This window comes from Pseudomonas sp. 300 (assembly GCF_055803035.1).
On sequence record NZ_JAVLRV010000001.1, the window covers coordinates 1,142,198 to 1,166,790 of the forward strand.

General features: G+C 59.5%; 19 protein-coding genes. 12 read left to right on the top strand and 7 right to left on the bottom strand.

Annotated features, from left to right (window positions below):
- Window positions 1-76: 76 nt before the first annotated feature.
- From Q7W83_RS05240 to Q7W83_RS05250, 3 genes are all read right to left on the bottom strand, one after another.
- Window positions 77-898: a M23 family metallopeptidase gene (locus Q7W83_RS05240; RefSeq protein WP_150633829.1), complete on the bottom strand. Its 822-nt coding sequence runs from the start codon at window positions 896-898 to the stop codon at window positions 77-79.
- A 3-nt stretch (window positions 899-901) separates the two neighbouring features.
- A complete protein-coding gene (gene xseA / locus Q7W83_RS05245; RefSeq protein WP_150633828.1) occupies window positions 902-2,281 on the bottom strand; it encodes an exodeoxyribonuclease VII large subunit in 1,380 nt (459 codons plus the stop codon).
- Window positions 2,282-2,366: 85 nt separating this feature from the next.
- Window positions 2,367-3,317 (bottom strand): LysR family transcriptional regulator, encoded by a 951-nt coding sequence (locus Q7W83_RS05250; RefSeq protein WP_473655757.1) that lies wholly within the window; start codon window positions 3,315-3,317, stop codon window positions 2,367-2,369.
- Between the two features lie 100 nt (window positions 3,318-3,417).
- On the opposite strand from Q7W83_RS05250, the gene Q7W83_RS05255 reads away from it, so the two are divergent.
- The 5 genes from Q7W83_RS05255 to Q7W83_RS05275 all read left to right on the top strand — a co-directional run bounded on the left by Q7W83_RS05255 (window position 3,418) and on the right by Q7W83_RS05275 (window position 9,124).
- A complete protein-coding gene (locus tag Q7W83_RS05255; protein ID WP_473655758.1) occupies window positions 3,418-4,185 on the top strand; it encodes a sulfite exporter TauE/SafE family protein in 768 nt (255 codons plus the stop codon).
- 186 nt (window positions 4,186-4,371) lie between these two features.
- A complete protein-coding gene (locus Q7W83_RS05260; RefSeq protein ID WP_150638945.1) occupies window positions 4,372-4,920 on the top strand; it encodes a sugar ABC transporter ATPase in 549 nt (182 codons plus the stop codon).
- Window positions 4,921-5,037: 117 nt separating this feature from the next.
- Complete coding sequence (gene guaB, locus Q7W83_RS05265; protein WP_150633824.1) at window positions 5,038-6,507, top strand: IMP dehydrogenase; 1,470 nt, start codon at window positions 5,038-5,040, stop codon at window positions 6,505-6,507.
- Window positions 6,508-6,607: 100 nt separating this feature from the next.
- Window positions 6,608-8,185: a glutamine-hydrolyzing GMP synthase gene (gene guaA / locus Q7W83_RS05270; RefSeq protein WP_150633823.1), complete on the top strand. Its 1,578-nt coding sequence runs from the start codon at window positions 6,608-6,610 to the stop codon at window positions 8,183-8,185.
- 381 nt (window positions 8,186-8,566) lie between these two features.
- Window positions 8,567-9,124: a hypothetical protein gene (locus tag Q7W83_RS05275; protein ID WP_150638944.1), complete on the top strand. Its 558-nt coding sequence runs from the start codon at window positions 8,567-8,569 to the stop codon at window positions 9,122-9,124.
- Window positions 9,125-9,248: 124 nt separating this feature from the next.
- Here the strand turns inward: Q7W83_RS05275 and Q7W83_RS05280 are convergent, their stop codons facing one another.
- Both Q7W83_RS05280 and treR read right to left on the bottom strand, forming a co-directional pair.
- Entirely contained in the window at window positions 9,249-12,302 is a 3,054-nt protein-coding gene (locus Q7W83_RS05280) for a membrane-targeted effector domain-containing toxin (RefSeq protein WP_473655759.1), read from the bottom strand.
- Window positions 12,303-12,403: 101 nt separating this feature from the next.
- A complete protein-coding gene (gene treR / locus Q7W83_RS05285) occupies window positions 12,404-13,108 on the bottom strand; it encodes a trehalose operon repressor (protein ID WP_150633820.1) in 705 nt (234 codons plus the stop codon).
- A gap of 238 nt (window positions 13,109-13,346) precedes the next feature.
- Between treR and treP the strand changes: the two genes are divergently transcribed.
- The 7 genes from treP to tadA all read left to right on the top strand — a co-directional run bounded on the left by treP (window position 13,347) and on the right by tadA (window position 22,716).
- Window positions 13,347-14,789 (top strand): PTS system trehalose-specific EIIBC component, encoded by a 1,443-nt coding sequence (gene treP / locus Q7W83_RS05290; protein WP_150653677.1) that lies wholly within the window; start codon window positions 13,347-13,349, stop codon window positions 14,787-14,789.
- A 69-nt stretch (window positions 14,790-14,858) separates the two neighbouring features.
- Complete coding sequence (treC, locus tag Q7W83_RS05295; RefSeq protein WP_150638942.1) at window positions 14,859-16,508, top strand: alpha,alpha-phosphotrehalase; 1,650 nt, start codon at window positions 14,859-14,861, stop codon at window positions 16,506-16,508.
- Between the two features lie 95 nt (window positions 16,509-16,603).
- Window positions 16,604-17,827, top strand: a complete 1,224-nt coding sequence (locus Q7W83_RS05300) for a maltoporin (protein WP_150633817.1) — start codon at window positions 16,604-16,606, stop codon at window positions 17,825-17,827.
- Window positions 17,828-17,889: 62 nt separating this feature from the next.
- Complete coding sequence (ptsP, locus tag Q7W83_RS05305; RefSeq protein WP_473655760.1) at window positions 17,890-20,424, top strand: phosphoenolpyruvate--protein phosphotransferase; 2,535 nt, start codon at window positions 17,890-17,892, stop codon at window positions 20,422-20,424.
- 2 nt (window positions 20,425-20,426) lie between these two features.
- Entirely contained in the window at window positions 20,427-20,717 is a 291-nt protein-coding gene (locus Q7W83_RS05310; protein WP_150638940.1) for a PTS sugar transporter subunit IIB, read from the top strand.
- 125 nt (window positions 20,718-20,842) lie between these two features.
- Complete coding sequence (locus tag Q7W83_RS05315; RefSeq protein ID WP_150633814.1) at window positions 20,843-22,219, top strand: multicopper oxidase family protein; 1,377 nt, start codon at window positions 20,843-20,845, stop codon at window positions 22,217-22,219.
- Window positions 22,219-22,716, top strand: coding sequence for a tRNA adenosine(34) deaminase TadA (tadA, locus tag Q7W83_RS05320; RefSeq protein ID WP_150633813.1), 498 nt, complete (start codon window positions 22,219-22,221; stop codon window positions 22,714-22,716). The genes Q7W83_RS05315 and tadA overlap by 1 nt, the downstream gene beginning before the upstream one ends.
- 132 nt (window positions 22,717-22,848) lie before the next feature.
- On the opposite strand, the gene cmoB is transcribed toward tadA, so the two are convergent.
- Complete coding sequence (gene cmoB / locus Q7W83_RS05325) at window positions 22,849-23,805, bottom strand: tRNA 5-methoxyuridine(34)/uridine 5-oxyacetic acid(34) synthase CmoB (RefSeq protein ID WP_473655761.1); 957 nt, start codon at window positions 23,803-23,805, stop codon at window positions 22,849-22,851.
- Window positions 23,802-24,581, bottom strand: a complete 780-nt coding sequence (gene cmoA, locus Q7W83_RS05330; RefSeq protein WP_191623748.1) for a carboxy-S-adenosyl-L-methionine synthase CmoA — start codon at window positions 24,579-24,581, stop codon at window positions 23,802-23,804. Before cmoA ends, cmoB begins: the two co-directional genes overlap by 4 nt.
- Window positions 24,582-24,593: the final 12 nt, after the last annotated feature.

Sequence of the window (24,593 nt, forward strand, 5' to 3'; positions counted from 1 at the left end):
TTTGATCTTTGTCGCACCGAAGATCCATTGTGGGAGCGAGCCTGCTCGCGATAGGGCCGCTAGCCTCAACGGCTATTTATGGCTGGAACGCACCGATAAAGATGGCCGGATCCACCCGCGCATCATTCAGGCTGATATTCCAGTGCATATGCGGCCCGGTCGCCCGCCCGGTGGCGCCAACCTTGCCGACCACACCGCCACGCGCCATCTGTTGCCCGACCTTCACATCAATCTTCGACATGTGGCAGAACATGCTGATAAAGCCCTGCCCATGGTCGACAAACACCGTGTTGCCATTAAAGAAGTAGTTACCGATCAGAATCACCTTGCCCGCCGCCGGGGTCTTGATCGGTGTGCCGGCGCCCACGGCGAAATCCAGGCCCGAGTGGGGATTGCGCTCCTCTCCATTGAAAAAACGGCGTACACCGAACTTGCTCGACAGCGGCCCGTTGACCGGTTTGTCCAACAGCAGGTTGCTCGGGGTATTCGGACTGAACGTGCGGTAGGCGGCGATCTGCTCGGCCAGTTCGCGCTCGATGCGTTTGAGATTGTCCGGGTCCGGATTGACCTGTTGGGTGTTTTTCAAGGTGATGCGCTGTTCCGGGTATTTCTTGTTGCCGACGGTGAAGCTCAGATTACGACCGCCGCTGCTGATGGACTGCGCCCCCGGCTTGACGGTCAACGGCACACCCACAATCGCCAGCCAATTGTTCTGTTCCTTGACCACCAGCACCGGTTTTCCTTGATAACTGGCTTTCGGTGCCTGGGCCGCGGCGCCCAGATCCACCACCGCCACGCCGCCCGGCACCGGTTTGTTCAGCAGACGGGTGATGTAGCTGTCGGCGTGGGCGTTGAAGGTCAGGCACAGCAACAGCAGTGGAGCTAGAAAACGCGGCATGGATCAATCCAGTAAAGAAAGGGTGACAGGCGTCAGGTGATTGTCTTCGACCCGCACGTGCAGTTCGCCTTCACCCAGTTTGGCTTTGAGGCGCTGGCCGTTGTGGGTTTGCGCGGCGTTGCGGATCGCGTTGCCGCGCTCGTCGAGCAAAATGCTGTAGCCACGGCCGAGGGTCGCCAGCGGGCTGACCACGTGCAGCGTCTGTACCTGACTTTGCAGTTGCAGGCGACGGGATTTGAGGCCTTCGCGGATGGCCCGGGGCAGGCGTTCGGCGAGGCTGTCGAGGCGCTGGCGCAGCATCGCCAGTTGCCGCCCCGGATGCTGCCCGGCGAGACGGGTTTCGAGGCGGATCAAGCGTTCGCGACGGGTATTGAGGCTGCGTTCGAAGGCACGGCGCAGGCGCATGTCCAGATCATCCAGGCGTTGTGCTTGCTGGCGCAGACGTTCGCCGGGATGGCGCAAGCGCCGAGAGATGCCTTCGAGGCGCAGTCGATCACGCATCAGGCGATCGCGCATGCGCATCACCAGCCGACGGTGCAGGCTCTCGACCCGACGCACCAAATCACTTGAGTCCGGTGCCAGCAGTTCGGCGGCAGCGGATGGCGTCGGGGCGCGAACGTCGGCCACGAAGTCGCTGATCGAGACGTCGGTTTCATGGCCGACGGCGCTGACAATCGGTGTCACGCAAGCGTCTACGGCGCGAGCCACGGCTTCTTCGTTGAAACACCAGAGGTCTTCCAGCGAGCCGCCGCCACGGGCCAGGATCAATGCATCAAAACCACGGGCGTCCGCCAGTTTCAGCGCGCGGACAATCTGCGCCGTCGCTTCGCGGCCCTGCACGGCGGTGGGGATCAGCGTCAACTGTACCTGCGGCGCACGACGACGAAACACGCTGATGATGTCGCGGATCACCGCGCCGGTCGGCGAACTGATGATGCCAATGCGCTGCGGATGCGCCGGCAGCGGCACTTTGCGCTCGGCACTGAACAGGCCTTCGGCGCTGAGCTTTTCCTTCAGCGCATCGAAGGCCAGACGCAGCGCACCGTCACCGGCCGGCTCGACGGTGTCGAGGATCAACTGATAGTCGCCACGTCCCTCGAACAGCGAAACCTTGCCGCGCACCTTGACCGCCAGACCATCCTTCAGCGCCTGACGAACCCGCGCCGCGTTCTGCCGAAACAATGCGCAACGCACCTGGGCGCCGCTGTCCTTGAGGGTGAAATACACGTGGCCGGACGCCGGGCGGGCGAGGTTGGAGATTTCGCCTTCGACCCAGATATTGCTGAACACATCTTCAAGCAACACCCGCGCGCGGCCGTTGAGCTGGCTGACAGTCAGGACTTCACGGTCCAGGCCGAGTCTTGCAAAGGGATCTTTAATCATGGGGCGCAGTTTAAAGGCATTCGGCGCTGAATCTCCATGCGTCAGCGTAAATCCCTGTGGGAGCGAGCTTGATCGCGATGACGGTTTAACATTCACCATTGATGTCGACTAACACATCGCTATCGCGAGCAAGCTCGCTCCCACAATGATTTGTGCAGGTGTTGATGAAGTGTTGGGCCAGTGCCGTCGGATTCTGCCGGCAGGCGAGGGCGACGGTGCTGTGGCAATCCGGGTCGGCCAGGGGCAGGAAATGAATGTCGGGCGGCGCAATGTCCTGCATCGATTCCGGCAGCAGGGCGATGCCGAACCCGGCCTGAATCAATTGCAGTTGCGTGGTTTTGCGCGACACCACTCGGGCCGCTTTTGGAAAGAACCCCTGACGCATGCACAGCTCGGCGGACAGATAACTCAACCCGCCACGCTGGGGATGAGGAATGGAGATAAACGCCTCATCCTTCAGTTGCGCCAGGTCGATGCCCCGAGCGGACTTATCCACAGCCAGCCGGTGATTGGGCGGGACGGCCAGGAGCAATCGTTCGTTGTACAAAGGAACAATCTGCACGCCTTCGCGTTGGCGCAACACCGGCAGGCGTAGCAGTCCGACATCCAGCCGGTTGTCCGCCAACGCTTCAAGCTGCGCTTCGGAAGACAGCTTGGCGATGTCCATGGACACGCCGACATGCTGGCTCAGGTAATCGCTGATGCCTCGCAGCAGGCGGCCACTCATGGGCACGGTGCTGGAATGGCTGAGGCGCAAGGTGCCGAGTTCTCCATTGCCGACCTGGGTGGCCATCTCACTGGCTTTGGCCAATTCGTTCAGCAGGTTTCTGGCCCGGGGCAGGAAGGCTTCACCGGCGGCCGTCAGTCGAGGCAAGCGTGCAGTGCGCTCGAACAACGGCGTTTGCAGGCGGGTTTCCATGTCCTTTATTTGCCGGCTCAAGGCCGACTGAGCAATGAACAGTCGTTCGGCTGCAGCGCTGAAACTCCCGCACTCGGCGATTTCCACGAAGTAACGCAATTGACGGGTTGAAAGCACGAGGTATGCCTTTTTGAGATGAGAGGGCGGCTTTGAAGATATTAGTCGCAAGACTCAGCGCTGGCTAAAGTCATCACAGGTATTTAATGAAGGCGTGCAGATGAACGTGCTTGAGTTGTTGCACCAATGGCCATTTGGCGCGACGGATTGGCTGGTGATCGGGTTGGGCATCGCCCTGGCCTATATCGTGTTTGGCATCGCCGGGTTTGGCACCGCGCTGGTGGCCGGGCCGATTCTGATTCTGTTCATGCCGCTGTCGAAGATCGTGCCGTTGCTGGTGCTGCTGGATTTTGTCGCGGCGTTCGGCAATCTGCTGCCCTCGCGACGGGATGTAGCCACGCCGGAACTGCTGCGGCTGCTGCCGTGCATGGCGGTGGGTTGCACGCTGGGTGTGATCTTTCTGCTGAACCTGAAGTCCGACCTGTTACTGCTGTTGATGGGGCTGTTTATCAGCGCCTATGCGGTTTACAGCCTGTGGGTCAAAACCCGCCCGACGCAGTTGTCGGCAGGCTGGGCGGTGCCGATGGGCACGGTTGGCGGGATGTTCGGGGCGCTGTTTGGTAGTGGCGGCTTTTTATATGCGATCTATTTGAACAGTCGGTTACCGAAAGACGCGGCGCGCGCGACTCAAAGTGCACTGATCAGTTGCAGCACCGTGGTGCGCCTCAGCCTGTTTGCTGTCGCGGGTGTGTATGCCGAGCTACCCTTATTGGTATTGGCCTTGTGTCTGTTGCCGGCCATGGCGTTGGGGCTGTGGATTGGCCGGCGGCTGACCATGAGATTGTCCCGAGAGGCGTTTGTGCGGCTGGTGACGTGGTTGGTGCTGGCCAGCGGGATTGCGTTGATCGGGCGGTATTTGAGTACTTGACCGGATTTCGTCAGGGATTAAGCTGCCCGCCGTTCCGACGCCTTCGCGGGCAAGCCTGCTCCCACAGTGACCGGGGTGGACATGATTTTTATGTACACCACCAAGCCTTGTGGGAGCGGGGTTGCCCGCGAAGGCGTCAAACGGTACGCCGCAGAACTTTCCATTTTGACGCAGCAGGCTTGCACCATGAATTCTCAAAGCATCATCGTCCCGAAAATCTCCACGCTGCCGGTGCACGAACCCCGGGCAAGGGCGGTCGTGCGGTGGCTGGTGCGCAAGAACATCGTCAAGGAAGAGCTGACCACTTGCGGCCGCACCGGCAACCGCATGGGCCACGCCATCGCCGACGGTGCCCGCGCAGTGGTGTTGCACCCGCAAGCGCTGCCGTTCGGCGAGCCGATCAATGGCCTGGAGATTGTTACCAAGCGCTGCATCTATACGCCGGCCAAGGGGTTCCTTGAAGAAGCAGGCTGCGCCGAGTGTCGCAAGGAAGTCGGCGAAGCGCTGTTCGAAAGCCTGGAAGACTGGATGCCGGGGCGCACCGATAACTTCACCTGCCCGGAATGCGGGCATGAAGACGACATCAACGGTTTTCTTTTCCTGCAGGAATGCGGCTTTTCCAACCTGGGATTCATTTTCAACAATTGGGCCGAGGCGGGGTTCAAGCAGAGCTTTATCGATGAGTTTGCCGATTGGCTGGATCAGCCGGTGAGTTGGGTCAAAGTCGAGCTGTAGGCGACGACAATCCCCGTATATCAGTAATGCTAATAATAGACAGAGTTTTACATTGAACCCGAGGGGGTGTCTGACTATAATGGCGCGCTTCCATTTTCCCGCTCGGGAGCCCCCGCGATGCTGCGTATCAGCCAAGAAGCTCTGACATTCGACGACATTCTCCTAGTGCCTGGTTATTCCGAGGTGCTTCCTAACGAAGTCAGTCTCAAGACCCGCCTTACCCGTGGCATCGAGCTGAATATTCCTCTGGTTTCTGCCGCCATGGACACCGTTACTGAAGCCCGTCTGGCAATCGCCATGGCTCAGGAAGGTGGCATCGGCATTATCCACAAGAACATGACCATCGAGCAGCAAGCTGCCGAAGTGCGCAAGGTCAAGCGTTACGAAGCCGGCGTGGTCAAGGACCCGATCACCATCGAGGCTGAAGCCACGGTTCGTGAACTGTTCGAACTGACCCGCATGCACAACATCTCCGGCGTTCCGGTTTTGCACAATGGCGACCTGGTCGGCATCGTCACTTCCCGTGACGTGCGTTTCGAAAATCGTCTGGAAGCCACTGTCCGCGAAGTGATGACGCCTAAAGAGCGTCTGGTCACGGTCAAGGAAGGCGCCGACAAGAACGACGTTCGCGAGCTGTTGCACAAACACCGCATCGAACGCGTACTGATCGTCGACGACAAATTTGCCCTCAAAGGCATGATGACCGTCAACGACATCGAAAAAGCCAAGGCTTACCCGCTGGCCAGCAAGGACGATCAAGGTCGTCTGCGCGTTGGCGCTGCCGTCGGTACCGGTAAAGACACCGGTGACCGCGTAGCTGCCCTGGTCAATGCCGGCGTTGACGTGGTGGTGGTCGACACCGCACACGGTCACTCCAAAGGCGTGATCGACCGCGTTCGTTGGGTCAAACAGAATTTCCCTGAAGTGCAGGTGATCGGCGGCAACATCGCCACTGGCGCTGCCGCCAAGGCCTTGGCCGAAGCTGGCGCCGATGCCGTCAAGGTCGGTATCGGCCCTGGCTCGATCTGCACCACCCGCATTGTCGCCGGTGTCGGCGTCCCGCAAATCAGTGCCATCGCCAACGTTGCCGCTGCCCTCGAAGGCACCGGTGTTCCGTTGATCGCCGACGGCGGCATCCGTTTCTCCGGTGACCTGTCCAAGGCAATCGTGGCCGGTGCTTCCTGCGTGATGATGGGCTCGATGTTCGCCGGTACTGAAGAAGCGCCGGGCGAGATCGAACTGTTCCAGGGTCGTTCGTACAAGGCTTACCGCGGCATGGGTTCGCTGGGCGCCATGTCCCAGGCTCAAGGTTCCTCCGACCGTTACTTCCAGGACTCCTCCGCGGGTGCCGAGAAGCTGGTTCCGGAAGGCATCGAAGGGCGTGTTCCTTACAAGGGCTCCCTGAGCGCCATCATCCATCAACTGATGGGCGGCCTGCGTTCCTCGATGGGCTACACCGGCAGTGCCGACATCGAAGAAATGCGCACCAAGCCTGAGTTCGTGCGGATCACCGGCGCTGGCATGGCCGAGTCCCACGTCCACGATGTGCAGATCACCAAAGAAGCGCCAAACTACCGCGTAGGTTGAGGCTTCAAGCAAAACGTTAAGTAACCCGGGGCTGTTCTATTCAGCCCCGAGTTGTTTCTGAATCACGACTGTTTCTGAATTACTTAGACGAGACTGAATCATGGCCCTCGACATTCACGCTCACCGCATCCTGATCCTCGATTTCGGTTCCCAGTACACCCAGCTGATTGCCCGCCGTGTGCGTGAAATCGGCGTGTACTGCGAACTGCACCCGTTCGACATGGATGACGAAGCGATTCGCGAATTCGCTCCCAAAGGCGTCATTCTCGCCGGCGGCCCCGAGTCCGTGCACGTAGCCGACAGTCCGCGCTGCCCGCAAGCCGTATTTGACCTGGGCGTACCGGTCTTCGGTATTTGCTACGGCATGCAGACCATGGCTGAGCAGCTGGGTGGCAAGGTTGAAGGTTCCGAACTGCGTGAGTTCGGTTACGCCCGTGTCGACGTGGTCGGCAAGAGCCGCCTGCTCGACGGCATCGAAGACCACATCGACGCCGACGGCCTGTTCGGCCTCGACGTGTGGATGAGCCACGGTGACAAAGTCACCAGGATGCCACAGGAATTCCACATCCTGGCCAGCACCCCGAGCTGCCCGATCGCCGGCATGTTCGACGATGCTCGCGGCTACTACGGCGTGCAGTTCCACCCGGAAGTGACCCACACCAAGCAGGGCGGTCGCATCCTCTCGCGCTTCATCCTCGACATCTGCGGCTGTGAAGCCCTGTGGACGCCGTCGAAGATTGCTGAAGACGCCATCGCCAACATTCGCGCCCAGGTCGGCACCGATAACGTATTGCTCGGCCTGTCCGGCGGTGTTGACTCCTCGGTAGTTGCCGCGCTGTTGCACAAAGCCATCGGCGACCAGCTGACCTGCGTCTTCGTCGACAACGGCCTGCTGCGTCTGCACGAAGGCGAGCAAGTGATGGCCATGTTCGCCGAGAACATGGGCGTCAAGGTGATCCGCGCCAACGCCGAAGACCAGTTCCTGAACAACCTGGCCGGCGAGTCCGACCCAGAGAAGAAGCGCAAGATCATCGGCCGTACCTTCATCGACGTCTTCGATGCCCAGTCCAACAAACTGGACAACATCAAGTACCTCGCCCAAGGCACCATCTACCCGGACGTGATCGAGTCGGCTGGCGCGAAAAGCGGCAAGGCTCACGTGATCAAGTCGCACCACAACGTGGGTGGCCTGCCGGAAGAGATGAACCTCAAGCTGGTCGAACCCCTGCGCGAGCTGTTCAAGGACGAAGTCCGTCGTCTGGGCCTGGAACTGGGCCTGCCGTACGACATGGTCTACCGTCACCCGTTCCCGGGCCCGGGCCTGGGCGTGCGGATCCTCGGTGAAGTGAAGAAGGAATACGCCGACCTGCTGCGTCGCGCCGACCACATCTTCATCGAAGAACTGCGCAAGGCCGACTGGTACCACAAAGTCAGCCAGGCGTTCGTGGTGTTCCAGCCGGTGAAATCGGTTGGCGTGGTCGGCGATGGCCGTCGTTACGCCTGGGTCGTGGCCCTGCGTGCCGTGGAAACCATCGACTTCATGACCGCGCGTTGGGCACACCTGCCTTACGAACTGCTGGAAACCGTCAGCGGCCGCATCATCAATGAAATCGAAGGCATCTCCCGCGTCACTTACGACGTGTCGAGCAAGCCGCCGGCGACGATTGAGTGGGAATGATTGGGCGTCCGGTACTGACCGGCACCCACTAGCAAGAATCACCCGGAAGCCCGCGTAATTGCGGGCTTTTGGTTTTTTGGGTCTGGCAAAAACTGGCAGCTTTGCGCATCGCCAGGCACCGTGTTTATGTGGCATGGTACGGGGCATTTACTGAGTCCAATGCCATGCTTGGTGCTCGATTCCATGCCGCCTCCTTTGGGGAGGGGCATGGTATCAAGTCTCATCATCCACCCGGTTTCATTGGGTTTTCTCGTGGTGCGTGAGTGACGGGCTTTATGTAGCCGTCCGGTCAATTCCACAGCAGCACGCGACAGCGTACAAGGAACTTTTGCTCTGCAAATAGCTCAATACAGACCTTCTTTTAGACAGTTCAGGGATCGAATGAAAACTTCTTTGGCGTTTCCATTAGCAATCACTTTCGCTCTTATCATGACCGGCTGCAGCAGCCGTCAGGCGGGTGATCTTACTTCAGAGCCGGTCGTTCCACTGGCCATGAATGACCATCAAGCCAGCGTGACTTTCCGTACCATAGGCGGCGAAGGTGATCGTCCTGTCAGTTACACGTACGGGTATGCCAATACTGGATTTGTGAGCGCGGGTGAGCGGGTTTATGACTCTGCTTACTTCAAGCGCGTACCGGCTTATCTGAAGAAAATCGCCGGTGGTACTGACAGCATCAGTAAGTTGGTCGAGGCGGACAAAACGGTGTACGTGCAAGGGGAGGTCAAGGACAAACCGTTTACCTTTAACGGTATTCCCATGCCTACGCCGTTCGACAAGGAGCAGCCTGTTGCGCAGCAATTCACGCCGCAAGCCAAGAAGAATTACGTGGTTGAAACCGTGATCGCCGACACTTGGGTCATGAACGTGTACGAAGTCTCTGCAACGGGTGAACGCAAAACCATTGGCGTTCCAAAAAAAGATGCCGGCGCAAACTGACCGCGCAGGGATTTCATGAGTAGCTGCAGACCCGGCCAGCCTGCAGGAAAGACCAATGAAGTTATTGATCGTCTGTAACACCCGAAAGGCCCCGTGAATGTGAGTTCACGGGGCCTTTTTGCGATCAGGCCGCTGCAGTGGGCAGGCGTCCTTCCAGCGTCAGGCCCATGCGATTGAGCGCGTGGACAAGGCTGATCAGATTCGCGTAGGTCACCTGATGCACGTCGGTCCAGGCCGGACGGTCGATGCGGAAGCCGCCATCCGCTGTGCGCTCGATCATCGTTCGCATAATCAGGTTGGTCCGGCTGCGATGGATCAGCGTCAAGGTTTCGTCTGACCTTTCAATGGTAAACATGCCCTGGCGGAACAGCAGCTGATTGATTTGCTGTTGCGTTCTTTGAATGGCCTGAGTCGGCACCTTCAGGCTGATGTCGGCGTATAACGTGTCGACATTGCCGTGCATCTGGGTGGTAACCTCTGCAAAGTCACGGCCTACGTCGATGCCTTGGTCGATGTCCAGGTGCAGGTTCTGATCAGGGCCCACTTCTTCGATGCGTAAGCCGATCCCTCCCTCTGTTTCGCTGATGCCGGCCATTCCCCTGAACGTGTTGGTACTCTCCTGATCGGTGAGCACCACCCATTTTCCGCCGCCGTTGCGGGCTTGAGTGGCTCGCATGATGGTATGGGTGAGGTAGGTCTTGACGGATTGCCGTGACAGGGCGCGGAAGTTCGAGTCGGTGTAGCGATAGCTTGCCAGGCAATCGGTGGCCTGGATTCGAATGCCGTTTTGTTGGGCCGTCCTGACGACTTCCAGAGGCGTGAACTGTCCGGCAGGATCACCTGGCAGCTTTTGCAGATACCTTTCCAGCATGCCGTGCATCTGCCCGGTTTCAGCGAAGTCATTCAGGTCGACTTGATTGAAGTCGTTGAGCAAACGATGCATGTAGAGGGTCTTGACGCCTTGCTTGGCCAGCGTCGGCATGTTTTCGATCAGGAACCGCATGCTGGCGATGCGATCCTGGCTTTCACCGACCACCAGCCCCGGCGCTGCCTCGAATACCTTCTCGATGAGTTCTGTAACGGTGGTGGATGGGGTGATCACGGGCTGAACCGGGCGAGCGGGCAACGAAGCAAAAAAGCGCTCCGGACGCTGGAATCCGGTCGCATCCCTGACCAGTACCGTGCGACGTCCGGCGACGAACTCTTCATAGGGGGTGATCCCTCTGAGCTCCCCGTTAGGCATCGTGACGATTTTGATATGAGTCTCTTGTTCTCCCAAGGCCAGGAAGTTCAGTGCGCGTCCATTGGGAGCATCGTATCGGGTCAGGTGCGTGAGTAAATCAGCCTTTGGCCGTGCATGAGTATGCGGCGCGGAGGGGCCCGGAACAGGCTTGCTGAGGCCTTTGCCGCCGCCCATCAACCCGCGTTTGGGCGCCAGCTCCCATTCTCCCTCGGCATTCAGGCGTACGGGAATCGATCCCGAAAAGGCATTCGGGTTTTCCGGATTGATGATGGCCCAGGTCCCGCCGCCGTTGACGTCCGCTTCATAACGCACGTAGTAGGCCTGATCGTTTATCAGGATGGCGTGGGAAGGCTGTGAATCGAGTGTGTAGACGCCCTGGAATTTCCCACTGCTGGCCATAGGGTAGTTTTCGAGGATTTCATTGCTTTGCCAGTGCTCTGGCACTTCAAACGCTTGTGCGGTTTCATCGGGCAGGGTGGGCAACAGACCCGCGGGCACGGGACTTTCCTCTGACTCTAAAGGCGCCTGCGGGTCTTGCGTGCCGGCGGTTTCTTGCGGATCGAGCGGCTTGTTCAACTCCGCCATTTCGGCCGCTTCTGCCGCCTCAGCCGCCGCCCCGACGTCGTCCAATACGTTGATTTCCTTGAGCAACGGGATATTGAACAGGGTATTGACGCCGGCGAGCACCGCGCCGATGACACCCGCCTTGCGCTCCGCTGCAGTTTTGCCGTTCACCGCCTTGTCGATGTTCAAACCCATCGCGCCGATGCTGGCCCCGATCACGGGCAGGGCGATGGGCCAGCCGAGTACTGCCAATGGACCGAAGACCTTCAGGCCGACGGTCAGATAACCCAGCCACAGGTGCTCTCGCATCTGCCCATTGGTCACCAGGGTCAGATTGGCCTCTTCCAGCATCGCGCTCTTGACCGCCTGGCTCTGCCAGGTGAACACGTCACCGCTGAGGGTGATGTCTTTTTGATTGATCAAATGGTGGTCGTATTTGCCCCAGGTGCCGACCAGCTGATTCATCAACGGGGTGATGTTTTCCTGCACTTCCTTGCGCACCGACAGCGGGAAATGAGTCATGAACTCGGTGCGGGGCTTTTCCTCGTTCATTTGCAGCAGCATCCACCAGTGCATGTCCGTCACTGTCGGGTGCACGTGGAAGGCCTCAGCGGCGCCGGGAACGTACGTGATCTGCCGACCGTTGCTCTTAACGATGCGCAGAATATCGGTGGCGACGTGCCCGGCGACATCCAGCGCGCAGACACGAAGATCCGCAGGCGTGGCGGTTTGCGCTTGCAGCGTCGCCAGGGTGATCGGCCAGGATGCGTCACCGACGACGGCCCTGATGACGGTCTGGAAATCCTCTTCCCCCAGCTGACTGCTTTCGCGGGCCTCGATGGCTTTGCTCAGGTAATTACATTTGGCCAGGGCTCGGTAGTCATCGAAATGGGTGGCCCAGAACGCATTGAGTTTATTCAGATAGCGTTGACTGAGGTTCTTCTCCCACAGGTCGGCGAGCACCTTACTGGGGTTCATCCGCACTTCATTGGTTTCGTTGTAAATGCTGGCGTTGGCATCCGCGGTGTAAAACCCGCCATTGCTGTTCAGTTCGAGGGCGTCGTCCTGGTCGGTCACACGGTACCGATGGATCACCAGTTGCGTCAGGGTGAAGGATTCACTGGGTTTGGGCGCGTGCTCCCAGCCCAGAAAGGCCTTGCTGCTGCTGGCCGAGACATTGTCGAAGCGATGCCACCAGACCTGATCGGGGTCCAGGTGGGTGATGCCGTATTTTTTCAGGATTTCACTGGCTACCGCATGGGCTTCTTCCTGCAAACCGGGGCAGGCTGTCACCACGGTCGGCGCTATGAGTCTGAGTGTTTCCTGGTCGGCGGTATTGCTTGATGCGGGGGTATTTTGGTCGTTGGACATGCTCTCGCTCCTTGAGAAATGGGCCGCGATGATTGCCCGTTTCCATCCAGGAGGTGCACTACATAGTTATGCCCACGCGCGATTGAATAACCTGTAGGGTCTCAGCGCCGCGCCACGTCCGAAAAGTAGAACTTGTCGAGGGTGTGCCGTGATTCCGTGTACTCGAACTGCCGGCCGTCCTGCAGAAACGTATGGTTGCTGACCACGATCACATGGCTCTGGCCGTCGAGGTCGAGGTGTTGCTGGTCGTCCTTGTTGCAGGGCACGGCTTCGATGGTGCGCTGGGCGTAGGCGATTTGCAGTTGCAGGGACTGTTCGATGAAGGCGTAGATCGAGTGTTCGGCGATGTCCCGCGATAGCCCGGGGATCACGTCGCTGACGAAATGGTTGATATCGAGGATCACTCGTTTTCCATCGATCCGCCGTACGCGTTTGATCCTTGTGATCAGGCTGCCTTCTTCAGCCTTGATATGTTCCAGCAGCGCACCTTCGAGCGGGATCTGGCTGAATTCGACCACCTCGGTGCTGACGTTGTTGCCCAATCGCGGATGGGTTTCCTGAAAGCTGACGATGCCGCCCAACTGAAACTCGATCGGGTCGGTCGACAACACAAAGGTGCCTTTTCCGTGGACTTTCTGAGCGAAACCACGCTCCTGTAGTTGCTCGATGGCCTTGCGCACGGTGCCGCGACTGGCCTGGTAGCTGTCCATCAATTCGGTTTCGGAGGGCAACCGGGCGCCGCGCTCCAGACGTTCGGTCGTGATGCTGGCAAGCAGATCGCTGTAGATCTGGTTGTATTTACTCATGGGGATGGCTCTGTGCCGCAATGTACTCAAGGTTTCGAACCTTAAGGGCAGGGTAGGGGTTTGTCCATGCGGCTTTGGGTTTTCATCGTTTGTGAGGGTAGGAAAAATCGCCGCCTGTCGGGATGTAAATAAACAAATTCAAACTCGTCTGTACGAGTTGTTGATTTAACTCGTACAGACGAGTACTTTTCGCTTCGGCGTGCTGCCAATAACAAAAAACCACAGCGGAAAAACAAGCATGAGCCACGACTATCCGAACATCGTCACCGAGCTGCTGCAAAGCCTCGGTGGCCGCGACAACCTCGAGCAAGCCGCGCATTGCGTCACACGTCTGCGCCTTGCCCTCAAGGACCCGAGCCAGGTCGACAGCGCCACGTTGAACCAGATCGACCTGGTCAAAGGCTCATTCTTTACCGGCGGCCTTTTCCAGGTGGTCATCGGTCCCGGCGAGGTGGAGAAGGTTTACGCAGAACTGCGCCGTCAAACCGGTCTTGCCGCGTCAACAATCGCCGACGTCAAACAGAAAAGCGCCGACAAGATAAACGCCATGCAGCGCCTGGTGCGGGTGTTTTCCGACGTGTTCATGCCGATCCTGCCGGCGCTGATCATTGCGGGCCTGCTGATGGGCATCAACAACCTCATCGGTGCCAAGGGCATGTTCATCGAGGGTCAGACCCTGCTGGAGGCTTACCCCAGGCTTGACGGGCTCTGGAGCCTGATCAACCTGATGGCCAACACGTCGTTCGTGTTCCTGCCCGCATTGGTGGGCTGGTCAGCGGCCAAGCGTTTTGGCGGCAGCGAAATTCTCGGCATCGTGCTCGGCCTGATGCTGGTTCACCCCGATCTGCTCAATGCCTGGAACTACGGCAAGGCTGTTGCCGGTCTCGACGGCCAGAGCCTGCCGTATTTCGACATCCTCGGTTTGTTCCAGATCGAAAAGGTCGGTTATCAGGGGCAGATCCTGCCGATCCTGCTGGCGGCCTTCGTGATGAGCGTTATCGAAAAATGGCTGCGGGCGCGAGTGCCCAATGCCGTGCAATTGTTGGTGGTGCCGATCACCACCATCGTAGTCACCGGCGTGCTGGCGCTGGCGGTCATTGGCCCGGTGACCCGGCATCTGGGCATTCTCATCACCGAAGGGGTGGTCACCCTGTTTGATCTGGCGCCGATGGTCGGCGGTGCGATCTTCGGCCTGCTTTACGCCCCCCTGGTGATCACCGGCATGCACCACATGTTTCTCGCGGTCGACTTGCAGCTGATCTCGACCCAGGGCGGCACCTTTATCTGGCCGATGATCGTCATGTCCAACCTCGCCCAAGGCAGCGCGGCGCTCGCGGTGTTCTACATGACCCGTAATGCGCGGGACAAATCCATGGCGTCGACCTCAGCGATTTCGGCCTATTTCGGCATCACCGAACCGGCGATGTTCGGGGTCAACCTGCGCTACAAGTTTCCGTTTTACGCCGCACTGACCGGCTCGGCGCTGGGTTGCATCTTCCTGTCGCTGAACAAGGTCCAGGCCTCGGCCATCGGTGTCGGCGGCTTGCCCGGGTTTATCTCGATCATTCCGCAGTTCATTCCGATGTTTGTGATCGGGATGATCATCGCGATGGTCGTGCCGTTTGTTTTGACCTGTGGGTTGAGCATGAAGATTGTTCGGCCTGGGTATCGGGTCGCCTGACAGATCGCATTCGACTTGCCCGCGAAGAGGCCCGAAAGGCCAGTACAAAACTTACTGAAGGAATCCGCCATGCAAGACTGGCAACGTTCGGTGATCTACCAGATCTACCCGAAGAGTTTTCACAGCCACGCGGGCAACCCCACGGGTGATTTGCTCGGCGTCGTGGCCAAGCTCGACTACCTGCACTGGCTGGGCGTCGATTGCCTGTGGATCACGCCGTTCCTGCGTTCGCCCCAGCGCGACAACGGTTACGACATCAGCGATTACTACGCCATCGATCCGAGCTACGGCACCATGGCCGATTGTGAGTTGCTGATTGCCGAGGCCGGCAAGCGCGGGATCAAGTTGATGCTCGATATCGTGGTCAACCACACCTCGATCGAGCACACCTGGTTCCAGCAGGCACGCAGCAGTCTCGACAACCCGTACCGTGACTTCTACATCTGGCGCGATCAGCCAAACAACTGGGAATCCAAGTTCGGTGGTTCGGCATGGGAGTACGAGGCGCAGACCGGCCAGTACTTCCTGCACCTGTTCGATCACACTCAGGCCGACCTGAATTGGGACAACCCGAAGGTGCGCGCCGAAGTTTTCAAAATGATGCGTTTCTGGCGCGATAAAGGCGTGGGCGGTTTCCGACTGGACGTGATCAACCTGATCTCGAAACCGGCGGACTTTCCCGACGACAATACCGACGGCCGACGCTTCTATACCGACGGCCCGAATGTGCACGAATACTTGCAGCAAATGCACCGCGAAGTGTTCGAGGGCCATGACCTGATCAATGTCGGCGAGATGTCGTCTACCCGTCTCGAACATTGCATTCGCTACTCGCGGCCGGAGTCGAAAGAGTTGTCGATGACCTTCAATTTTCATCACCTGAAGGTCGATTACCCGAACTTGCAGAAGTGGGTTCGCGCTGATTTCGACTTCCTCGAACTCAAGCGCATTCTCTCCGACTGGCAAACCGGCATGCAGGCCGGCGGAGGCTGGAATGCGTTGTTCTGGTGTAATCACGACCAACCGCGGGTGGTCTCGCGATTCGGTCATGATGGCGAGCATCGGGTGGTGTCGGCGAAGATGCTCGGCACCGCGCTGCATTTTCTCCAGGGCACACCATTTGTGTATCAGGGCGAAGAACTGGGCATGACCAATCCAGGTTTCGATCACATCGATCAATACCGCGACGTCGAGACCCTGAACATCTTCCGCCTCAAGCGCGAGGCGGGTGCGAGCGATGCCGACAACATGGCGGCAATCATGCAGAAGTCCCGCGATAACGGCCGTACGCCGATGCATTGGAATGGCGAACTGAACGCCGGTTTCAGTACGGTGGAACCCTGGATTGGCGTGCCGGCCAACTCGGCGCAGATCAACGTCGCCACTCAACTCGACGACCCGGATTCAGTGCTGCATCACTACCGTCGACTGATCAACTTGCGGCGTACCGAAGTGCTGATGTCCGATGGTATTTACCGTCAGTTGCTGCCTGAACATGCGCACGTCTGGGCGTATATACGGGAAGGAAGCGACGAACGTTTGCTGGTACTGAACAACTTCTACGGGACACCGTGTGAAGTTGAATTGCCGGATGACGTAATCAATGAGTTCATGACTCAACGCCTGGTTATCTGCAACTACCCGGACTGTCCGCCGCGAAATCGACAGGTGTTTTTACGACCGTATGAATCGTTTGTTTTGCACCTGACCGACCACTAAAAACACCGACTTCAAAAAAACACGCAGAACGCTGCGCGGGGGAGTTTTGCGCGCTGATTTTGCGGAACAACACAATAAAAATAATGAGGTGGTTCTTGAAAACAACAATAAATCGCAGCCTTGTCGCCGCGAGCGTCTGTCTGGCGTTGCCTTTGTCGGCCCATGCGCTGGAGTTCGGCGGTTACCTGCGCAGCGGTGTCGGGACGTCGGTCAACAGCGGTAAACAACAGTGTTTCCAACTGCCCGGAGCACAGACCAAATACCGCCTCGGTAACGAGTGCGAGCAATATGGGGAACTGGAGCTTCGTCAGGACGTGTACACCCTGGATGACGGTTCGGTACTCAGTGTCGACGGCATGGCTTCGCTGTATAACCAGTACGACAAGGACCTGACGTTCAACGGCGATAACGGCTCGGTGCGCCTGCCGCAGCTGTACGCGCAGTGGTCGAACATGCCCAGCCTCAACGGCGGTTCGCTGTGGGCCGGTCGGCGTTACTACAAACGCAACGACATCCACATTTCCGACTTTTACTACTGGAACCAGAGCGCCACCGGCGGCGGCATCGAGGACGTGCTGATCGGCGATCTGAAATACAGCTACGCCTTTTCGCGCAAGGACAACCTGTACCAGAAGGATTACATCAATCGTCACGATTTCAACGTTGCCGGCTTCAACACCAACCCCGGTGGTGAGTTGGAATTTGGCCTGAGCTACATCGACAAACCCGACAGCCGTGACGCTCATCGCGGCTGGGCAATCACCACCCAGCATGTGCAGAAGGGTTTTCTGGGTGGCAAGAACAAACTCGCGTTTCAGTACGGCGAAGGCCCAGGCACCGGATTGGGTTATACCGGTAACGTAAAGCTGGACGACAGCAACAAAAGTTACCGGGTGGTGGAGTTCTTCGACTGGCAAGTGACGCCGCGATTTGGTGGGCAAGTCGAGGCGGTTTATCAGAAAGACATTCGCCCGGACGGCACCGATCAGAACTGGATTTCCCTGGGGATTCGCCCGGCGTACGCGATCACCGAGCAATTCAAACTGGTGACCGAACTGGGCCACGATCAGGTCGAAGCCACAGGTGGCACACGCAAGCTGAGCAAGTTCACCTTCGCCCCGACCTGGTCGCCCAAGGGCCCTGAATTCTGGGCGCGGCCCGAAGTGCGTTTGTATTACACCTACGCCAGCTGGAACGAGGCGGCCAAGCGTGCGGCCAATGAACTGGCAGCGGGTTCAGCGTTGTCCGACACCGGTGCCTTCGGCACGGCGCGGCACGGTGCGAACGTCGGATTGCAGGTCGAGTACTGGTGGAAATAAGCGATGCTGTCGGAGCGTCGCGCTCCATCGGCACTTCAAAGAACAAAACAGCAGGTGACGTCATGGCCACACCCCAACAATTGCAGCTCCACGCACCCCTGTCCGGCGTATTGATGCCTCTGGACCTTGTGCCCGATCCGGTGTTTTCCGGCCGGATCATCGGCGATGGGCTGTGCATCGATCCGGCTTCAACAACGTTGTGCGCGCCGCTGGCAGGGGTGGTCAGCAATGTGCAAGCCAGTGGGCATGCGATCAGCATCACCCATGAAAAGGGTGTGCAGGTGTTGATGCATATCGGGCTCGACACGGTGAACCTTGAAGGGAAAGGGTTCACGCGGTTGGTGGAGGAGGGGCAGCAAGTTGACGTCGGGCAGGCGCTGATCGAGTTCGATGCCGATTTTGTTGCATTGAATGCACGTAGCCTGCTGACCTTGATGCTGGTGGTCAGCGGCGAGCCGTTCACTTGGTTGGCGGCGGAAAAGGGGTGGGTCGACAGTGGTCAGCCGCTGCTGGGTTTGAACGCTGTCGAGCAGACAGCGGGTGTGTCCGTGGCGCAAGAGGGCGAGGCGCTGTTCTCCACACCGGTGACGTTACCCAACCCGAACGGCTTGCACGCCCGTCCTGCGGCGGTGTTCGCCCAGGCGGCGAAGGGTTTCACGGCAAGCATTCATCTGCATAAACAGCAGGAGAGTGCGAACGCGAAATCCCTGGTGGCGATCATGGCGTTGCAGACGGCTCACCATGAAGTTGTGCAAGTCAGTGCGGTCGGCCCGGATGCCGAGGCGGCGATCAAGACACTGACGGAGCTGCTGACCGCCGGTTGTGGCGAGACAGTGCCTGTGATGGCGGATGTTGCGCCGCTGCCCCTGGAGATTTCATCGCCCAAGGTGCTGCGTGGGGTATGTGCTTCGGCGGGGTCGGCATTTGGCCAAGTGCTGCAGATCGCCGAGCAGGCCCTTGAGGTGAGCGAATGGGGTGAAGGTGCGCAGGTTGAGCGCAATCATTTGTCCGCCGCGTTGACCGAGGCCATTTCAGCGTTGCAGCAGCTGCGCGACAACGCCACGGGCGATGCCCAGGCAGAGATTTTCAGGGCTCACCAGGAACTGCTCGAAGACCCGGGTTTGTTGGAGGTGGCTCATGTGCTGATCGACGAAGGCAAAAGCGCCGGGTTCGCTTGGCGCGCGGCCACCGAATCGACGGCAACCTTGTTCAAAAGCCTGGGCAATGCGCTGCTGGCCGAACGAGCGGCAGACCTGGCCGATGTCAGCCAGAGAGTGCTCAAGTTGCTGCTCGGCGTGCGGGACCGCGAGCTGGAGTTGCCTGAAGGCGCCATCCTGATTGCTGAACAACTGACGCCGTCCCAGACCGCCGGGCTCGATACCCGTAAGGTGCTGGGTTTTGCCACGGTCGGCGGTGGCGCCACCAGCCACGTCGCGATCCTGGCGCGGGCATTCGGTTTGCCGGCGATCTGCGGGTTGCCGGTGCAAGTGCTGGCGCTGGTCAACGGCACCCAGGTGTTGCTCGATGCCGATAAGGGGGAGTTGCAGCTCGACCCGGATCTGGCCGCCATCGAACACCTTCAAGCCAGGCGCAAACTCGTGCAGCAACGCCAACACCATGAATTGGCGCAGGCGTCACTGGCTGCCTGTACCCGCGACGGACATCATGTCGAGGTGACGGCCAACATCGCTTCGCTGGCGGAAGCCGAACAGGCCATGGCGCTGGGAGGCGCGGGTGTCGGTTTGCTGCGTTCGGAGTTTCTCTATCTGGATCGCCATCATGCGCCGAGCCATGACGAGCAGGCATCCACCTACAGCGCCATCGCCCGCGCCCTCGGGCCTGCGCGTAACCTGGTGGTGCGCACGCTGGATGTCGGCGGTGACAAGCCTTTGGCCTACGTCCCGATGGACAGTGAAACCAACCCCTTTCTGGGTGTGCGCGGGATTCGTCTGTGCCTGGAGCGTCCGCAACTGTTGCGCGATCAATTCAAGGCAATCCTGAGTTGTGCGGGACAGACTCGTTTGCACATCATGCTGCCGATGGTGACGCAACTGTCGGAGTTGCGTGTGGCTCGGCAACTGCTGGAAGAGGAGGCGCTTGCCCTGGGCCTCACGGAACTGCCGAAGCTGGGGATCATGATCGAGGTGCCAGCGGCCGCGCTGATGGCGGACCTGTTCGCGCCCGAAGTGGATTTTTTCTCCATCGGCACCAACGACCTGACCCAATACACCTTGGCCATGGACCGCGATCATCCGCGGCTGGCCAGTCAGGCTGACAGTTTTCAGCCTGCGGTGCTGCGACTGATCGCCAGCACCGTGAAAGCCGCCCATGCCCACGGCAAGTGGGTGGGCGTTTGCGGCGCGCTGGCCTCGGAAACCTTGGCCACGCCGCTCTTGCTGGGGCTGGGGGTGGACGAATTATCGGTGAGTGTGCCGTTGATTCCGGCGGTCAAAGCGAGGGTTCGCACAGTGGACCTGGTGGATTGCCAGGCCATCGCCCAACAGATCCTGAGCCTGGAAAGTGCCGGGCAAGTACGCGAGGCCTTGCGGCTGTATTACGACGCGACGGTCGAAACTTCACTGGTGATGGAGAACTGAACATGTTCGAGAAAATGCAGCAAGCGTTCTGGAAAGCCTTGACGCCGGATCTGATCGTGGATGAACCGAAGGTGGCTGTGCCATCGGCGTCTGGTCTGGCAGCGAATGTGGTGGCCGCGTTGGGTGGTGTGGATAACCTCAAGTCGCAGCAGCCTGTGGCGCTGACCCGGGTTCGCGTGGAATTGCGCGACGTGGGGCGGATGAATCGGCAGGCGTTGAATCTGGCAGGTGTGCCCGGCGTCATGATGCTTGAGGGCGGGGTGGTGCACCTGATCACCGGCCTTCAGCCCTAACCGATCCTTCGCCACGGGCGATGTGCGTCTCTCGGTCGCCCTTACTGTTTCTCAACCGCAGGTGTATCGTATTCGCCTTTTGCAGGTCTGCGGACCTGTCGCTGATACGTGAGGTAGTTGAGTTCATGTCCTTTACCCGTCGCCAAATCCTCGGTGGCCTGGCCGGTCTTGTTGTCGTTGGCGTCGGTGCGGGGGGCGCGTCGCGGTATTGGCTGGGCAAGATGGCCGACGCCAATGCGGGCCACGACTATGAGCTGATCGCCGCGCCGCTGGACGTCGAACTGGTGGCGGGGCACAAGACCGAAGCCTGGGCGTTCGGCCCGTCGGCGCCGGGCACCGAGTTGCGCGTGCGTCAGGGCGAATGGCTGCGGGTGCGTTTCATCAACCACTTGCCGGTGGCGACCACCATTCACTGGCACGGCATCCGCCTGCCACTGGAAATGGACGGCGTACCTTACGTCTCGCAACTGCCGGTGTTGCCGGGTGAATACTTCGATTACAAATTCCGCGTGCCGGATGCCGGCAGCTATTGGTATCACCCGCACGTGAACAGCAGCGAAGAACTCGGCCGAGGCCTGGTTGGCCCGCTGATCGTCGAGGAACGCGAGCCGACCGGTTTCAAGTACGAAAAGACCCTGAGCCTCAAGAGCTGGCACGTTGATGAAGAAGGCGCGTTCGTCGCGTTCAGCATTCCTCGCGAAGCGGCCCGTGGCGGTACGGCGGGGCGCCTGTCGACCATCAATGGTGTCTCGCAAGCGGTGATCGACTTGCCCGCCGGGCAGATCACCCGCGTGCGTCTGCTCAATCTCGACAACACCCTGACCTATCGCCTCAACATCCCCGGCGTCGAAGCGCAGATCTACGCGCTGGATGGCAATCCTGTAGAGCCACGTCCGCTGGGCAAGGAATATTGGCTCGGCCCCGGCATGCGTATTTGTCTGGCGATCAAGGCGCCGCCGGCCGGCGAAGAATTATCACTGCGCAACGGCCCGGTACGTTTGGGCACATTCCGCTCAGTGGCGAACAGCGATGCACCGACCCAGTGGCCGCCCGCATTGCCCGCCAACCCGGTGGCCGAGCCGGACCTGGCCAATGCCGAGAAACTCAACTTCAATTTCGAATGGGTGGGCTCGGTGTCGGTGAATGTCGACAACGGCAAGCCGCCGAGCCTGTGGCAGATCAACGGCAAGGCCTGGGACATCACCGACAAGACCTGCGCCGACCGCCCGATTGCCAAGCTCGAGAAGGGCAAGAGCTATATTTTCGAATTGAAAAACATGACTCAGTATCAGCATCCGATTCACCTGCACGGCATGAGCTTCAAGGTCATTGCCTCGAACCGGCACAAGGTCATCCCGTATTTCACCGACACGTACTTGCTGGGCAAGAACGAGCGTGCGCAAGTGGCGCTGGTGGCGGATAACCCTGGGGTGTGGATGTTCCATTGCCATGTGATCGACCACATGGAAACCGGCCTGATGGCCGCCATCGAGGTGGCGTGATGCGACAGATTCGTCCTGCGGTGATCATTGACCGCAGTCGTGATCGCGACTTCATGCGCGAAGCGCTGGCGCTGGCCGCTCAAGGTGCGGCACTGGGTGAAGTGCCGGTGGGCGCGGTGCTGGTGCAGGACGGTGAAATCATCGGTCGCGGCTTCAATTGCCCGATCAGCGGTAATGATCCGAGTGCGCATGCCGAGATGGTCGCTATCCGCGCCGCGGCGTTGGCGGCCAGCAACTATCGCCTGCCGGGCAGTACGCTGTACGTGACGCTTGAACCGTGCAGCATGTGCGCCGGGCTGATCGTGCATTCGCGGATTGCGCGCGTGGTGTATGGCGCTCTGGAACCGAAAGCCGGGATTGTGCAAAGTCAGGGGCAGTTTTTTACCCAGGGCTTTTTGAATCACCGGGTGTTGTATGAGGGCGGGGTGTTGGCGGAAGAATGCGGGGCTGTTTTGAGCGAGTTCTTCAAGGCCCGACGAGCCAAACCTTCAGACTAGATACAAAACCAATGTGGGAGCGAGCCTGCTCGCGATGAGGGCCTGACAGTCAACGATGACGTTGAATGACAGATCGCTATCGCGAGCAGGCTCGCTCCCACAGGGTTCTTCGGTGTTTTGGATACTGTGACGCTACTTACGAGCGACAAAAACCGCACGCATCGGCGCCGGCAGCCCTTCAATCGTCTTGCTGTGATCTTCCGGATCGAGGAAGTCGCTGAGCGACTGATACTTCATCCACTCCGTCCCGCGTTGTTCCTCGACGGTCGTCACGCTGACATCCACGCACTTCACGTCCGTGAAACCGGCACGCCGCAACCAGAGCATAAGCGCCGGCACCGATGGCAAAAACCACACGTTACGCATCTGCGCGTAACGATCTTCCGGCACCAGCACCTGTTGTTGATCACCTTCGATCACCAGCGTTTCCAACACCAGTTCGCCGCCCTTGACCAGGCAATCCTTCAACGCCAGCAAATGTTCGATCGGTGAACGGCGGTGGTAGAACACGCCCATGGAAAACACTGTGTCGAAGCCTTCGAGCTCCGGCGGCAGGTCTTCGAAGGGAAAGGGCAGGTGCCAGGCATTCGGCTCGGACAAATAGCGCTGAACGGCCTGGAATTGACAGAAGAACAGCCAGTTGGGATCGACACCGATCACGCTGTCCGCACCGGCGCCGAGCATGCGCCACATGTAGTAACCATTGCCGCAGCCGACATCGAGGATGCGTTTGCCCTTCAGGTCCAGGTGCGGCGCGACACGCGACCACTTCCAGTCCGAACGCCATTCGGTGTCGACGTGAACGCCGAACAGATCGAACGGACCCTTACGCCACGGCGACAAACCCATCAGCGCCGTACGCATTTGCGCGCGGGTGGCATCGTCGCAATCGGTGTCCAGGGTCAGGCCGTTGAGCAAATCGACTTCGCTAGGCTGGATTTTTGGCAAGGCGTCCAGCGCACTCTGCCAGCGCTCCAGGTCGCCGTGACCCTTTTCCATTTTCTTGTCGAGTTGCGCTTGCAGGGTGCTGGCCCAATCGGCCAGCGGTGTGCCGGCCAGACGGCGGGCGAGGGGGGACAGATCAATCATGGCAAGGCAATCAACGAGGCAAAGTTAAGACACTGGAACCACGGCACGACTTTCGAGAACCCGGCGGCCAGCAGGCGTTCGCGGTGTTCTTCGAGGCTGTCGGGCTTCATGACGTTTTCGATGGCGCTGCGCTTCTGGGCGATTTCCAGTTCGCTGTAACCGTTCGCGCGTTTGAACGCGACGTGCAGGTCGGTGAGCAGCGTGTGTTCTTCGGGGTCGTTGAAGCGCAGCTTCTCCGAGAGAATCAATGCGCCGCCGGGCAGCAGCGATTGATGGATGCGGCTGAGCAACGCGGTGCGCTGTTCGGGAGCGATAAATTGCAGGGTGAAGTTCAGCGCCACCACCGAGGCTGGCTGAAAGTCGAGGGCGAGGATGTCGCCTTCGATCACTTCGACCGGCAGCAACTCCTGGAACATCGAGTCCTGACCGTTGAGGTATTCGCGGCAGCGCTCGACCATCGCCGTGGAGTTGTCCACAGCGATCACCCGGCAACCGTCGGTGCGCACGTGACGGCGCAACGCTTGAGTCACGGCGCCAAGCGACGAGCCGAGGTCGTAGAGCACGCTGTTGGGTTGGGCGAATTGCGCGGCGAGCACGCCGAGGTTTTCAACGATGGTCGGATAGCCGGGCACCGAGCGCTTGATCATGTCCGGGAACACCCGCACCACGTCCTCGTTAAAGGCGAAGTCAGGCACCTGGGCCAAAGGCTGGGCGAAAAGGCGATCGGGTTCTTTGCTCACGGCGGTTCCAGCGGCGTATGTGGAAAAGGCCGGCATTTTAGCCAACTT